Raw genomic sequence first — 16,019 nt, 5'->3', positions numbered from 1 at the left:
AGCACATGGCAGCATTAAAATACAGCAGGCAAAGAGAATCTATCAAAGAATATTTGGCCAGTACTACCAGTCATCCCACCGCGGACGCAGTTTATCTTCATGTAAGAGAAGAGTTTCCACATATTAGTCTGGGAACTGTATACCGCAATCTCAACTTATTGGCTGATATGGGAGAAGTCATCAAAATCACGACCCCGCACGGCGGCGATCGTTTCGATGGCGTTACCAAACCGCATTATCACGTATTATGCACCGAGTGCGGAGAAATTATTGATCTAAACATGGATATTGTTCATTCAATCAATGAACAGGCTGAAAAATGCTTTGATGGCAGCATCCATTCTCACACGACTCTCTTTTACGGAACTTGCCGGGAATGTCTAAAAAAGAAAAAAAGTATTTAAAGAATAGCACTTGACAGATAGGTAATAACATGGTAAATTAATATTAGTAATCGTTACTAATATTAAAAATAAATATAAAAAGGAGATATGAACTATGAAAAAATTTGTATGTACAGTATGTGGTTATGTTTATGAAGGAGAAGCAGCACCGGATAAATGTCCAGTTTGCGGCGTAGGCGCTGAAAAGTTCAAAGAGCAGACAGGCGAAAGAGAATGGGCTGCTGAGCACGTTGTAGGCGTGGCAAAGGGCGTTAGCGAAGATATCCTTGCTGATTTAAGAGCAAACTTTGAAGGCGAATGTTCAGAAGTTGGTATGTACCTTGCAATGGCAAGAGTTGCTCACAGAGAAGGTTATCCGGAAATCGGTTTATACTGGGAGAAAGCTGCTTACGAAGAAGCTGAACACGCTGCTAAATTTGCAGAATTATTAGGCGAAGTTGTAACTGACAGCACAAAGAAGAACCTTGAGATGCGTATTGATGCTGAGAACGGCGCAACAGCAGGTAAATTCGACCTTGCAAAACGTGCAAAAGCTGCTAATCTTGACGCAATCCATGATACCGTACATGAGATGGCAAGAGACGAGGCAAGACATGGAAAAGCATTTGAAGGTCTGTTAAAGAGATACTTCGGCTAATCAATAACCAGCCAAAAGGAATAACAAAAAATGCTATGCAAAAGGTTCGCCGATTGCATAGCATTTTTTGTTATTCGATTGAAACGGCCGATGCTATTGTGATCGGCGCTGGTGCAGGGATGTCCACCTCCGCAGGAATGCATTACGATGGAGAACGGTTTGAAAGATACTTTTCAGACTTTCATAAGAAGTATGGAATCAGGGATATGTACTCCGGCGGTTTTTATCCCTACGACACTTTAGAAGAGTATTAGGCATGGTGGTCGCAGCATATTTTTGTAAACCGCTATGACACCGGTATCGGAAAGCCCTATGCCGATCTGTTGGAACTGGTAAAAGATAAGGATTATTTCGTTCTCACAACCAATGTGGATCACCAGTTCCAGCTTGCTGGTTTTGATAAAAAGCGCTTGTTCTACACACAAGGCGATTACGGCCTCTGGCAGTGTTCCAAAGCCTGCCATGACAAAACCTACGATAATGAAGATGTTGTCCGGCAGATGGTCGCTGAACAAAAAGACATGAAGATTCCAACAGAACTGGTTCCGAAATGTCCTGTCTGCGGCGCGCCAATGACGATGAATCTGCGCTGTGATAATTCTTTTGTGCAGGATGATGGCTGGTATGCTGCTTCAAACCGTTATGATGAGTTTATCCTGTGTCACAAAGAATTGCACATTCTGTTTTTAGAACTTGGAGTCGGCGCAAATACCCCGGTTATCATCAAGTATCCGTTCTGGAAAATGACGGCGAAAAATCCACAAGCGGTCTATGTTTGTATCAATAAGCAGGAGGCCTATGCTCCGCGGGAAATCGTGGATTCCGCGCTTTGTATAGAGAGCGATATCAGCGAGATATTGAAAGATATCGTGTCAGACTGATTCAACGAAAGGGAGAAGGAGAGATAGATAAAACGGCAGAAAAAAAATTGCGAATAATGCCAAAATGCCGAAAATATAGAAAGCCCCATCTTTTTTGATGATTCCGATTGGCTGTCTGAAAGACTAGAAAAACCGGCGTGGTCTCCGCCACGCCGGTTTCATCGGAAATTTCATTTTATTGTCTTATTCAAAGACCGGATAAATTGCTATAAATCTGGAAACAATCGTAGCCGCCTGTGCACGTACAGCGCTTCCCTGTGGGTCAAGACGTCCGTTATTTCCCTGAATGATTTCATTTGCAACTGCCCAGGACATCGCGTCTTTTGCATATGCACTTACGCTGGATGCATCTGGGAATGTGCTCAGGTCAGCAGATTTCGTAACATCCCACTTTTTGTAGTTCGCATAGCGGTACATAATCGTTGCCATCTGTTCACGGGTAATCGGATCCGCCGGTCCGAATAAACCGGAGTCCGTATATCCTGTGATGATCTTATTCTGGTTCGCCCAGATAACAGCATCCTTAAACCAGTCCTCACCGGCATCCGGGAATGCAGCCGTTGTGGTAGTAACCGCCGGTTCTCCCTCCATACGGTACAGCATCAGTGCGAACTGTGCACGTGCCAGGGTATCTGTCGGTCCAAAGTGGGTCGGAGTAAGACCGGTCATAATTTCCTTGTCATATACATTCTGTACATAATCATTGAACCAGTCTTCGCTGTCAACATCATCAAAGATATCGCTAACCGCTTTTGTTGAAACCGTTACCTCAAAGGTTACAGTCTGCTCTTCGTAAGTAACTGTAATTTTCTGTGTTCCTGCCTTAGTATTATCGAAACCGGTTACTGTACAATCCTTGATGTCGATTTCTTTCTTTGTTCCATCATCGTAAGCTGCTTCGATAGCGATTCCGCTCAGATCCAGTTCTTCGCCAATCTTGTATTCCGTTTTCTCAGGAGCAGTTTTTACTGTGATGGAAGTTACGGATGGTTCCGTTACAGTTACCTGAACTTTCGCCAGCGCTGTTCTTCCGGCTCTTACAAATACAAATGTAGAGCCTCCGCCCACAGCCGTAATCTTTCCGTTTTCTACTGTTGCAACCTTCTCATCTGCACTATTCCAGGTCAGGTCAACGCCCTCTGCATCGATAGTTGCCGTCACTTCTTTGGATTCCCCTGTTTTTGAGGAAACTTTCTCGTCAGAAACGGTAATCTCTGCTGCATCCAGAACTTCTGTCAATGCTGCAACCTCATCACTGTCAACAGTCGGCATCTGCATCATGCTCTCTGCCTTTATCAGACTCGCTTCTAATTCTTTACGTACTGCGTCAGAAATATTTTCGTCTTCCAGAGCTTTTTTAATTGTATTAACAGTATCTTCAAGTTCTCTCTTATCACACTCGATGTAATCAATCTGGTGATAATTGTCAACAGAAGAATCTGCATTATAAGTATCGATCAATGTATTGTATTCTTCTACGGTAATCGGCATCATTCCGCCGTGGCATCCTACGTCGCCGCCGGTTCTTCCATAACCGCTGCTTACCTTCGTAATACTGTCGGCCTTTGACAGGTCTGTGGTGGTGTATGGTTCATAACGGACACTGTTATTTCCATAGAAGTCAATCATAACGCACCATTCGTCTCTGTCGTTGAACTTGAACATGGTAGCACCCTCATAAGCGCCGCTCTTTGCTTCCATGTTTTTCTGGGAAATGTATTCAAAATGATTTCCTGTGCTCTCATTCTTGAACCAGTTCCATACTATGTCAGCCTTCTCAAAATCATTTAATCCGGCAAGATCTGCAAGTGCTGCATATTCTTTACCATTCTTTGTATATGGAGTAATGCGTTTCGGATCCGTATTGTCATAATCAACGTCCGGATCAAGAACTGTGTCTGCACTCATAAGCTCAATATGGTTATTCGTTTCATCTTTTACCAGTCTGTACAGAGTGCCGTACGGATTGCCGTCTTCATCTGCCACCCAGAGCTGGGAAGTATCGATATTTCCATAGCCATCATTCGCATTTACAAGCTGACCCCATTTCTGATAGAAAGCTTCTTCCTCATACATCTTGGTCGGGCCAAAGGTCTTAAAGTCTGTAGTCTCATTACAGTACAGTCTGTTTCTTGCATAACCGTCCGTCCCTACACGGCAGGACCAGTATACCAGATAGTTGTCTTTCTCCGGATTGTACACTGCTTCCGGAGCCCACGCTGCGCCTGCGTCGATTTCTGATCCAACGTCAATATAACGTCTCTCCCAGTGAACCCAGTCTTCTGTCTCATATACAAAAATGCTGGTGCTTCCGGCGCTTGACATGGTTCCCCAGTTACCTACTCTGTTGCTGGAAAGATTTCCGCCGTACTGTGAAGACATGGTATTCAGGTCTGTTGCCAGAATCCATACTTTATTCTTATCTTCTTCTCTGCTTCCTCTTAATACATATGGGTCGCGGATACCCTGATCATCGCCCTCGAACGGGAATAATACAGAAGCATCTCCGGATACCGTCTTCGTAATGTCTGTTCCGCTCTTTATGGTATAGTTATGGGTTCCTGCATTCTGAATCAAATCTGCATAATCGGTTCCCACTTCAAAAACCGGGTTAAATCCATTCAATGCCGTCCAGTTCAGTCCGTCTTCACTCAGGAACATATGAAGCTGCTGCACATCAGCGCCGCCTACATTACCAAAGCATACATAGACATATCCTGCATAGGTATCTGCAGATATTCCTTCTGCAATTGTCAGCGGGAATTCCTGCTCTACCGTTCCATCAGCAGTCTTCACCGTTGCTGTCAATGTAAAGGAATAATTGCCCTCTCCTGCATATGGTCTTGTAACCTTTAATGTTGAACCTTCTACCTTGACATAGTCGGCATCAGCGTTACCTACACTGTAGGTAATGTCTGCATCTTTTCCATCTATCTGAGTCGGGAGCTCCAGGTCTTCTGTCAGAAGCTGGTTAATCTCAGACTCTTTGATGGTAAGCGGTCCGTCAGAGGCTTCTGCCGTCTGAACTGCCTGTGCTTCTGCTGCATCTGCATCAGAAATATTGAGTGCTGTAGAATACTCTTCCTTATAGCCATTGGACTTTGCCGTTACGATAGCGGTCACGGTAACTCTGCCGTCCTTCAGCGCTGTAACCTTGCCGTCTGCATATGTAGCGGACTCTTCATCACTGGAGAAATATTCTACCGTAACATTATCCTTTACACTGTCAGGAAGGGTAAATAGCTGCTCGCTGTCTCCCACAGCCATTTCCTTGCTTGCAGCCGGAGCTGCTGCATCAATCGCTGCAAATGGATTGCTATACTCTTCCATATACGTAAGTCCCGCGATTGCGCTGTGCAGATTCTTTACAGCCGCTTTCACTTCAGCATTACTTGCCGCCGCCTTCGCTTCTTCTAATGCATCGGCAAGCTCTGCAGCAGATTCCTCCGTATACTTGGATGTATCCAGGCTTTCTGCTTTTGCAATCAATGCGTCAATATCGGTTCTGTCAATTGCCTTAACCGTAAATGTAAATTCTCTTGTTGCAGTAAGGCTTCCTGCTTTTACTGTAGCCGTCAGTGTTACCTGTGCATCCTCGTCTGGATTCTTAACAGTACCGTCTGTAGCAATGACTGCTTCATTGGAGCTCGTCCACGTTACAGCTCCATTTGCCATTGTCTCTGGAAGCACCAGATCAAATTCAACTGCATCCGCACTGTCGTTCAATCCCAGTAAACTGTCTGCTGACACTGCATCCACTTTCTCCTGAAGCACGCTCTCATAATATTCCTTATCCTCTGCCTGAACCTGCTCCTCTGTCAAGGTAGTATTGTAAACCTTCACATCATCCACATAGCCCGTAAATTCTGGATCCCAATATGTAACACCAAGGTAAATGTCCTGGTTTGTTCCTGCCAACGGATGATTTGTCTCGTCTGATGTAACGGCTACCCCGTCAAAATAAGTGGTGATGTTCTCGGAATCTCCTGTTATAACCACAGAATGCCAGTCATTAGCAAGTGGCAGTGTCCCAAATTCCGTCCAGCCGTAAATTCCTCCATTTGCCCACATCTTGACGCCATTATTGGAATCTCTTCCTGCTATAGCATACCATTTCTCTGGATTATGGTATCCAAGGAACATTACGCTCTGGTTATTAGCAATTCTGCCTTCCGCTTTTAACCACAGAGATACGGTGAAGTTATCGCCCAGATTCTGCTTGTTCAGCTTAAGGCCATAGTCTCCAAGCTTTACCGCTTTACCACCATTTCTTCCTTCTCCGTATGTTACCGTACCAGTATAATTGTTAAGTCCGGTAACAATCGCCTGAGCCACGTCGCCTTCTAATTTTGAATTGTTCAGTGTCTGATCATCAAAATCATAAGATGCAACCAATGCGTCTTCCACAGAATCCCCAGCAGCCGATACCGCCATAGACGGAAGCACTGAAGTAATTGTGAGCGCACTTGCCAGTAATACTGACATTAGTCGTCTCTTTTTCATAAATTCTTTCCTCCTTTATTTTGCTGATATTGTCATTGTATCATTATTTTCAGAAAAACAAAACATTTTTCTGGAATTTTCTTTTAACACAAAAAGGATGATTCCTCTCCTGCACCATGGCATTAAAGAATCATCCTGTTACTTTTAATCTTCTGACATATAATCCATCGGATTGACAGGCTGCCCGTCTTTTCTCATCTCAAAATAGACATTACAACCTTCTAAGCTGTAGTATTTCGTAGGCTGACTGACGTAGCCGAGAACAGTCGTTGATTCCACATATTCCCCTGCGTTGACTGGAACTTCCTTAAGCTGTCCGTACAGAAGTTCATACCCATTTCCCAGATCCACCGTAACCGTTGTTCCCGTCTGAGCAGTCACATCAATAGATTTTATGATGCCGGGCGCTCCGCAGATTACCTGGTCTCCCTCAGCACCGGAGATAATCATTGCAGGATTATACTTGTACTGGTCTAATGTAGAAAAATAAACAGTCTTGTCCATACTATAACTCATTAAGACATTACCGTCTACCGGCCATAAAATCTGACTGTCCTCCGTAAAATTAACGGAAGTTCCTGATCCTGTGGTTTGGGCTGTCCCTGTGGTCTGGGCTGTATCAGCCGCCGTAGTCTCCTGCCCACCTGCGCCATCTTCTGTCTGTGTACCCGTACCGTCCGCATCCTCCTCCGTGCCAATCGTCAAATTATCATTATTTGCCTCTTCCAGAGGCTGTTCTTCTTCTTTTGTGCCGTCGGTATCTTCTGCACTGTCAGTATCCTCCGTCACGGAAAGCTCCTGACGTTTCGCTTCCTGATAGTCCCTGAGGGTATATGTTCCTACAATTGCAACTGCAGCCACGAAGCAGATTGCGATTCCGACCGATGCGCCTTTCTTGCTTTTTGAAGGCTTTTGCTCCTTATTCATAATCATCACCTCTGACAGTATTTTTGCCAGAAGTGCTTTTTCTTATTCAGTATCCAACACAATATCCGCAACTTCTTTTATCTGGGTTCCTTCAAAAAAATATTCCAGTATGTCTTCCGCTTTATTGCCCTCTTTCGCCATCTCATTAGCTGTATACTGGCTCATTCCAAGCCCATGTCCCACGCCCCTTGTTGTAACTCGAAGCTTTCCGTCATATTTCTGTATTGTAAAACAGCCCGAAACAAGATGATAGGTATTCCGGAATTCTTCTCCGTTTATCGTTTCCTGCCCTACCCGCACAGTCGTCACATATCCTGCCGTATCCGTTCCCGTTATCTCCGCGTCCATATCTTCCAGTACCACTGTCTGAATCTGCTCCTTAGATTCAATATCCAGCGGACATTCTTTGATTTTCAGATAAGGATATTCTTCACTGCCCAGCACTTCATTTCCATCCCTGGTACTTCCATTGGTCAGTCGGCAAAACGGTGTATGCGCCAGATTATCTTCATACATAAGTACCTTTCCCTCCGTATCCATCCATGCCTTCTTAAGCTTTTCATAGCTGCTTTTGTATTTTGAAGTGCCAAAGCTTTTCTTCATCTCTTCCTCACTCCAGAATTCATCCTCCAGAACCGCGCCGCTTCCTGCCTCCTTAATTTTCTTCAAAACAGCCGTGCGCACCAGAATCGCCTGCGCCTTCAATGCCTCCGTCTCATAAGAAGCCGGAATTTCCTTTGCCAGTCTGCCGATACAATATTCCTCCATAGGAAGTTCTATCTCTTGATCCCCGCTTTTCACTTTTATATAAATATGATCTACATTCGCAGAAGTTTCTATACTCGGGCCATTTAAAAATACCGTCACTATATAAGGCAATAGAATAATAATAACTGCATAACATCCCCATTGTTTTATTTTCTGCCGCATAAAAAAACCTCCCATACACCGAAGCCTGCCCAAAGGGTATACTTCAATGTATGAGAGGGCTTGTTTAATTATCCCTTTATTTTTAAAGCTAAGCTTAATACTGTGACGTCTGGTCTATAATCGGCTCTACCTTTACCTTATCCAGATGCCAGATGTCATCTACATATTCCTGAATGGTTCTGTCAGAAGTAAATTTACCACAGCATGCCGTATTCAGCAGCGCTTTCTTCGCCCATCCTTCGGTATCTTTATATGCTTCCTCTACCCGCTTCTGTGCGTCTGCATATGCACGGAAATCTTTCAGGATGAAATACATATCCGCACGGGCGCCTCCCTGTGCCTTTAACAGAGAATTGTAAAGGTCACGGTACATCTCTGTATCACCATTTGAATAAGTTCCATCGATCAACTGATCTACCACACGGTGAATATCCGGATCGTTATTGTAGATCTCTACCGGGTTATATCCTCCGTTATTTTCATAATTAATAACTTCATCTGAGCTGAGTCCGAAAATAAATGCATTCTCGATGCCTACTTCTTCTACAATCTCTACATTCGCCCCGTCCATCGTTCCCAGTGTCGGTGCGCCATTCAGCATGAACTTCATGTTACCCGTACCGGATGCTTCCTTGGAAGCCGTAGAAATCTGTTCACTCACATCTGCAGCCGCAAAGATAATTTCCGCATTTGATACACGGTAATCTTCAATAAATACTACCTTCAGCTTGCCGTTGATGCTTCTGTCATTATTTACCACATCTGCCACAGAGTTAATCAGCTTAATAATCTCCTTTGCACGGATATAACCTGCGCTTGCCTTTGCCCCGAAGATAAAGGTTCTCGGATAGAAGGACATCTCCGGATGTTCTTTGATCTGGTTGTACAGATACATAACATGCAGGATATTCAGAAGCTGGCGCTTATACTCATGGAGACGTTTTACCTGTACGTCAAAGATGGAACGCGGGTCTACGGAAACTCCGTTGTGTTCCAGGATATATTTTGCCAGGCGCTCTTTGTTCTTATACTTAATATCCATAAATTCTGCCAGTGCCTTCGTATCCTCTGCCAGCGGCTTCAATCCTTCCATCAAGGACAGATTCGTTACCCAATCTTCTGTTCCCAGCTTCTCTGTTACCCAATCTGCAAGCAGCGGATTGCCATGCTTCAGGAAACGTCTCTGCGTGATACCATTGGTCTTATTATTGAATTTGGACGGCATCATCTCATAGAAATCTCTCAGTTCCTGCTGTTTCAGAATCTCTGTGTGAAGTCTTGCAACACCATTGACAGAAAATCCTCCTACGATTGCCAGATGTGCCATTCTAACCTGATTGTTGTACAGGATTGCCATCTTGCGTACCTTTTCTTCATTGCCCGGATACATTTCGCGGATTTTGATTACGAAACGGCGGTCAATTTCCTGAATAATCTGGTATACACGCGGAAGCAGTCTGGAGAACAGGTCAATCGGCCATTTTTCCAGCGCCTCGGACATGATTGTATGGTTAGTGTATGCACAGGTCTTTGTTGTGATTTCCCATGCTTCATCCCATTCCATATTCTCTTCATCCAGAAGAATACGCATCAGCTCTGCAACAGCCACGGTCGGATGGGTATCGTTCATCTGGAAGGTAACCTTCTCCGGCAGTTTGTGAAGGTCGCTGTGTGTCTTTTTATATTTTGCCACTGCTGCCTGAATACTTGCAGATACAAAGAAATACTGCTGTTTCAGACGCAGCTCTTTTCCTGCGTAATGGTTGTCATTCGGATACAACACCTCGACAATCGTCTTTGCAAGATTTTCCTGCTCTACCGCTTTGTGGTAATCTCCCCGGTCAAAAGACTCCAGCTGGAAATCCACAATCGCTTTCGCATCCCAGATACGAAGCGTATTTACTACATGATTACCATATCCTACGATAGGCATATCATATGGAATTGCCATTACGGATTCATAATTTTCCTGTACAAAATGGGTTTTCCCTGTTGTTACATCATACTCTACACGGATATTTCCGCCAAAACGTACTTCCTTCGCATATTCCTCACGGCGCAGTTCAAAAGGATTACCGTCCTTCAGCCAGTTATCCGGCGTCTCTACCTGATATCCATCTTCAATCTTCTGTTTGAACATACCGTATTTATAACGGATGCCGCAGCCATATGCCGCATAGCCCAGTGATGCAAGAGAATCCAGGAAACATGCAGCCAGACGTCCCAGACCGCCATTCCCCAGAGCCGCATCCGGTTCTTCATCCTCAATTGCATTCAAATCAATTCCCATCTCGTCCAGAGCTTCCTGCACTTCCTTATATGCAGTCATATTAATCAGGTTATTCCCCAGCGCTCTTCCCATTAAGAACTCCATGGACATATAGTACACGATCTTCGGATCATCTTTCTTATACTGATTCTGTGTTGCAATCCAATCATCAATGATCGCTTCCTTCACCGCAAAAGATACCGCCTGAAATAACTGCTGCGGTGTCGCCTCTTCTACCGTTTTTCTATAAAGAGACTTTACGTTATTCTTTACTTCTTTCTTAAATGTTTTCTTATCAAATCTTGGGTTGTACATGCCGAATTCCTCCCTCTCACAACATTCTTTTATCTTTCTACGCCTATGGTTACCTTCTCGCCATTAATATTCCACTCTTTTACATAGCCCTTTGGCTCATCCTTACTTACGGCCGTCGCAAGTGTTTCGCTTCCCACGGTATCTGCATTTGCCGCAAAGATATTCTCAGCCTTCCCGCTTCCTGTATAGGTTATCTGAATCTTATCCGTCACTTCAAATCCGGCTTCTTTACGCATCGTCTGAACTTTACTGATGATTTCACGCACAAAGCCTTCCTCCAGAAGTTCCTCTGTTAAATTCGTATCCAGGACTACTGTAATTCCATTATTGTCTTCAGATACATAACCTTCCGTCTGAGCAGTATCAATCAGCAGATCTTCTCTCAGAAGTGTAATCTCCTGTCCGTCTATCTGAAGCTTCAGCGCACCTGTCCGGTTCACTTCATCCATCGCCGCATTGCCGTCAAGACTGTTCAGAGCTGCCTTGATACCTCCTAACATTCTACCATATTTTGGCCCGACTGTCTTTAGCTGAGGTTTAAAAGTATAAGAAGTAAAGTTTCTTACATCTTGTGTAAATGTCACAGTTTTTACATTCAGCTCTTCCTTCACGATATCCTGATAGAACTGCGGCAATTCAAAATCTGCTTTCACAAACATTTGTCCGATTGGCTGCCGGTTCTTGATATTCGCCGTATTCCTGCAGGCGCGTCCCATAACTACCAACTTCAGAACTTCTTCCATATTCGCTTCCAGATCCTTGTCGATCATTGCATCGTCTGCTTCCGGGAAGTCACACAGATGAATACTCTCCGGCGCTTCTTTATCAATACTTCTCACCAGATTCTGATAGATTTCTTCCGTCATGAAAGGAATCATCGGAGCCGCTACTTTAGACACGATAACAAGGGCGGTATAAAGGGTCATATATGCATTAATCTTATCCTGCGGCATCCCTTTCGCCCAGAAGCGCTCTCTGGAACGTCTTACATACCAGTTACTCATATCATCCACAAAATCCTGCAGCGCTCTTGCAGCCTCCGGGATTCTGTAATTTTCAAGATCCGTATCCACTTCTTTTATTAAGGTATTCAGCTTGGACAGAAGCCATTTATCCATAACCGGAAGCTTCTCATAATCCAGGCTGTATTTCGTTGCATCAAATTCATCAATGTTCGCATACAGAACAAAGAATGCATAGGTATTCCATAAAGTACCCATAAACTTGCGCTGTCCCTCTACAACCGCCTTGCCGTGGAAACGGTTTGGAAGCCAAGGCGCGCTGTTTACATAGAAATACCAGCGGATTGCATCTGCCCCGTAAGTCTCCAGGGCTTCAAAAGGATCCACCGCATTTCCTTTGGACTTACTCATCTTCTGCCCGTTCTCATCCTGCACATGGCCAAGAACAATAACATTCTTATATGGTGCCTTGTTAAAAATCAGAGTTGAAATCGCAAGCAGAGAATAGAACCATCCTCTCGTCTGGTCAACAGCCTCGGAAATAAAGTCTGCCGGGAACTGCTGCTCAAATACTTCTTTATTTTCAAATGGGTAATGATGCTGTGCAAACGGCATGGAACCACTGTCAAACCAGCAGTCAATTACCTCCGGCACACGGTGCATCGGCTTGCCGCACTTCGGGCAGCGGATGGTTACCTCGTCAATATACGGACGGTGAAGCTCAATATTTTCCGGACAGTTATCAGACATCTCCTTAAGCTCTGCAATACTTCCTATGGAATGCTGATGTCCGCACTCACACTCCCAGATATTTAGCGGAGTTCCCCAGTAACGGTTACGGCTGATGCCCCAGTCCTGTACATTTTCCAGCCAGTCGCCGAAACGGCCTTTCCCTATACTCTCAGGAATCCAGTTAATGGTGTTGTTATTTGCAATCAGGTCTTCTTTCACATCCGTCATCTTGATAAACCAGGACTCACGCGCATAATAAATCAGCGGCGTATCACACCTCCAGCAGTGTGGATAACTGTGTTCAAAATTCGGGGCTTCGAAAAGAAGATTTCTCTCTTCCAGGTCTTTCAACACAAGCGGGTCTGCCTTCTTCACAAAGATTCCGGCAAATGGGGTTGTCTCTCCCATATTTCCCTTCTCATCTACCAACTGGACAAACGGCATATCATACTTCCGTCCTACCTTAGCGTCATCCTCACCAAATGCCGGGGCAATATGAACAACGCCTGTACCATCGGTCAGCGTTACATAGGAATCACATACTACATAAAATGCTTTCTTATTCTGCTTCGCAGCACAGTCATACGCGCACTGGTAAAGCGGCTCGTATTCCTTATATTCCAAATCCTTTCCGACATAAGTCTCAAGAATCTCGTACGCCGGTTTTCCTTCCTCAGCTAACTTACCAAGCACTGTATCCAGAAGTGCAGACGCCATATAATAGGTATATCCATCCACACATTTTACCTTTGCATACTCTTCATCCGGATTCACACAAAGTCCGATGTTAGAAGGCAACGTCCATGGCGTTGTTGTCCATGCAAGAATGTAGGCATCCTCATCCTTCACTTTAAAGCGGACAATAGCAGAGCGTTCCTTCACGTCCTTATAGCCTTGTGCTACCTCCTGTGCTGAAAGCGGCGTACCGCAGCGGGGACAGTAAGGTACAATCTTAAATCCTTTATAAAGCAGCCCTTTCTCCCAGATCTGCTTCAGCGCCCACCATTCCGATTCAATAAAATTATTGTCATAGGTTACGTATGGATGCTCCATATCAGCCCAGAAGCCAACCGTACTGGAGAAATCCTCCCACATACCCTTATATTTCCACACACTTTCCTTACACTTGTTGATAAATGGCTCCACTCCGTATTCCTCAATCTGCTCCTTGCCGTCCAGACCGAGAAGCTTCTCTACTTCCAGCTCTACCGGAAGTCCATGTGTATCCCATCCCGCTTTTCTCGGAACCATATATCCCTTCATTGTACGATATCTGGGAATCATATCTTTAATAACACGTGTCAGAACGTGCCCGATATGAGGCTTCCCATTTGCTGTCGGAGGTCCGTCATAGAAAGTGTAAGTCTCGCCCTCTTTGCGGTTCTCCATACTCTTTTCAAAAATATGATTCTCTTCCCAGAACTTTTCCGTAGCCTTCTCACGGTCCACGAACTTAAGATCTGTAGAAACCTTCTTATACATATCCAATCCTCACTTTCCTATATCATGAAAAAGATTGCGCCCTGCGCGCAATCGCTGCACGAAGTGCATTTTATATAACAGGGGATTCCAAAGGAATTTCCTGTTATATAAAAAAACTTCCGTCCTGTATAGGACGAAAGTTAAATTCGCTTATAAACCACCTAAACATACTATCATATGTTCTCCATATAACGGCGGACACCGTCAGTTCTTACTCGCCAAAAACAACGATTCCTTTCAGAAACTGAAACTCAGAAGTGATATTCGGGCATACTCTACTTGCACCGGATTTCCACCATCACCGGCTCTCTGACACGTTCCTTTATGCCTTACTGTCTTCGTCAACATTTTTAACATCTTTTTATATACGGGGATATTATAATCGTAAATTTTCTGCAAGTCAAGGGTTTGCTTTAATTTTTCCTTCTCTTTCTTCTTGCTTCCAGCCTCTTTCTTTCCCGCCTGACAGATAATACTGTCATCATTACAATAACCAGCACAATACATGCTGCCAGTGTGGCAGCAAATGTCCGCATCCACTGTGAGGAGCCACTCCCACTGTTTTTTCCCGATTCTTCCGAAGTCTTTGCCGCAACTCTGACTGTCTGATTACTTGCAAAAACATCCTCCACCTCCGCTGTAACCGTCCCCACCGGCATATCCTGATACAGATAGGTGATTTTCGCTTCACTGCTGCCGTCAATCTTTTCAATTTCCTTATCCAGCATCTCAAAGGTTATTCCCTCCGGCAGACAGACATATGCGTCTTTCGGTATATTTTTCATTCGCTTATCCGCCTCATTTTCCAGAACAGACACTTTCTGAAAGTTCTGAAAGCCATACTCCAAAAGCGCCCTGGTATCTGAATACACATGGCCGCCGTAAGTTTTAAAAACTACACATACCAGCCGGAGATTTCCATCTTCTGCCATCGTTATCAGCGTATTCTGCGCTTCCGTGGTATATCCGGTTTTTCCTCCGACCGCCTTCTCATAGTACTCACTGTTATTGGCAATAAGCATCTCATGTTTCTGCTGAAATACATGCTCCTCCGTGGTGGCCGACCCATCAATCTTATACTGCTGCGTCCGGCAGGTCTCAAAAAATTCGGGATAAGCAAATAATTCCTTTCCAATCAGCGCCATGTCTCTGGCACAAGTATAATGATTCTCATCGTGAACCCCATTCGTATTAATGAAATGAGAATTTACTCCGCCAAGTTCCTTTACCTTCTCATTCATCTGACTGATAAACCAGTCATAGCTCTGTCCCTGCCCGGCGGCAACCGTCTCACCGACCGCATAGGCAACCTCATTCGAGGAAGCGAGCAGCATCGCGTGCATAGCCTGACGCATATAAATCGAGTTGCCCTCCTTCATACCAATTGACGCATAGCCGGAGCCAAGACAGGACAATGCCTCCTTCGTAATCACAACATTACTGTTCATATCCCCATACTCATACGCAAGAAGTGCCGTCAGAACCTTCGTAATACTGGCAGGATACTCTTTCGCATCAATATTCTTGGCATAGAGAACGGCGCCGCTCCCGGCTTCCATAACAATTGCCGCATCGCCATATGTTCCCGGTCCCTGCGCCCAGTCCTCTAATTCATTGGATTGAACCGGAAGCTGATAGACGGCCTGAAGCTCTTTTTCATAGGCTTCTTTCTTCTTTTCCTCTTCTGTTTTCTCTTCCTCAGCATCTGCCGCGGGTTTCGCATCTGATGCAGCAGTTTCTGTAGGCTCAGCAGCTGCTGCAGGCTGTGTAAAAACCGAAAATACCATTATTGCCAGGATCACTGCCAATATGTACCTGCAATACCTCATTCCCGCATCCCCCTTGCTTTCTTACTTATTATCTTACCCTATTTATAAGTAAAAAACAACTTCTGAAAGTGTTCTTATACCTCTCCTTTCGTCTCTAAAGCCATCGTATATTTCTTCACTATGGTTTCCTTGCGGTAACTACGGCACA

General features: G+C 44.6%; 8 protein-coding genes and 1 pseudogene. 3 read left to right on the top strand and 6 right to left on the bottom strand.

Annotated elements, in window-relative coordinates:
• Positions 1-5: 5 nt before the first annotated feature.
• The 3 genes and pseudogenes from OCV99_RS06020 to OCV99_RS06010 all read left to right on the top strand — a co-directional run bounded on the left by OCV99_RS06020 (position 6) and on the right by OCV99_RS06010 (position 1,922).
• Positions 6-404, top strand: a complete 399-nt coding sequence (locus tag OCV99_RS06020; RefSeq protein WP_158369141.1) for a Fur family transcriptional regulator — start codon at positions 6-8, stop codon at positions 402-404.
• 94 nt (positions 405-498) lie between these two features.
• Positions 499-1,041: an NADH peroxidase gene (locus tag OCV99_RS06015; RefSeq protein ID WP_158369139.1), complete on the top strand. Its 543-nt coding sequence runs from the start codon at positions 499-501 to the stop codon at positions 1,039-1,041.
• Between the two features lie 35 nt (positions 1,042-1,076).
• Positions 1,077-1,922, top strand: a pseudogene (locus OCV99_RS06010) (SIR2 family NAD-dependent protein deacylase).
• Between the two features lie 183 nt (positions 1,923-2,105).
• Here the strand turns inward: OCV99_RS06010 and OCV99_RS06005 are convergent.
• The 6 genes from OCV99_RS06005 to OCV99_RS05980 form a co-directional block, all read right to left on the bottom strand.
• Positions 2,106-6,425: an immunoglobulin-like domain-containing protein gene (locus tag OCV99_RS06005; protein ID WP_158369137.1), complete on the bottom strand. Its 4,320-nt coding sequence runs from the start codon at positions 6,423-6,425 to the stop codon at positions 2,106-2,108.
• Positions 6,426-6,569: 144 nt separating this feature from the next.
• Positions 6,570-7,352: a murein hydrolase activator EnvC family protein gene (locus OCV99_RS06000; RefSeq protein WP_158369135.1), complete on the bottom strand. Its 783-nt coding sequence runs from the start codon at positions 7,350-7,352 to the stop codon at positions 6,570-6,572.
• A 42-nt stretch (positions 7,353-7,394) separates the two neighbouring features.
• Entirely contained in the window at positions 7,395-8,282 is an 888-nt protein-coding gene (locus tag OCV99_RS05995) for a SpoIID/LytB domain-containing protein (RefSeq protein WP_158369133.1), read from the bottom strand.
• Between the two features lie 94 nt (positions 8,283-8,376).
• Entirely contained in the window at positions 8,377-10,866 is a 2,490-nt protein-coding gene (locus OCV99_RS05990) for a glycogen/starch/alpha-glucan phosphorylase (protein ID WP_158369131.1), read from the bottom strand.
• Between the two features lie 29 nt (positions 10,867-10,895).
• Positions 10,896-14,042 carry an isoleucine--tRNA ligase gene (gene ileS / locus OCV99_RS05985; RefSeq protein WP_158369129.1) on the bottom strand — a complete coding sequence of 1,049 codons (3,147 nt, stop codon included), beginning with the start codon at positions 14,040-14,042 and terminating at the stop codon, positions 10,896-10,898.
• Between the two features lie 413 nt (positions 14,043-14,455).
• A complete protein-coding gene (locus OCV99_RS05980; protein ID WP_158369127.1) occupies positions 14,456-15,871 on the bottom strand; it encodes a D-alanyl-D-alanine carboxypeptidase family protein in 1,416 nt (471 codons plus the stop codon).
• Between the last annotated feature and the right edge of the window lie 148 nt (positions 15,872-16,019).

The organism is Dorea acetigenes (genome assembly GCF_025567385.1).
GTDB lineage: Bacteria > Bacillota > Clostridia > Lachnospirales > Lachnospiraceae > Claveliimonas > Claveliimonas acetigenes.
Note: the sequence above shows the minus strand (reverse complement) of the source record. Positions and strands in the feature narration are given on the sequence as shown.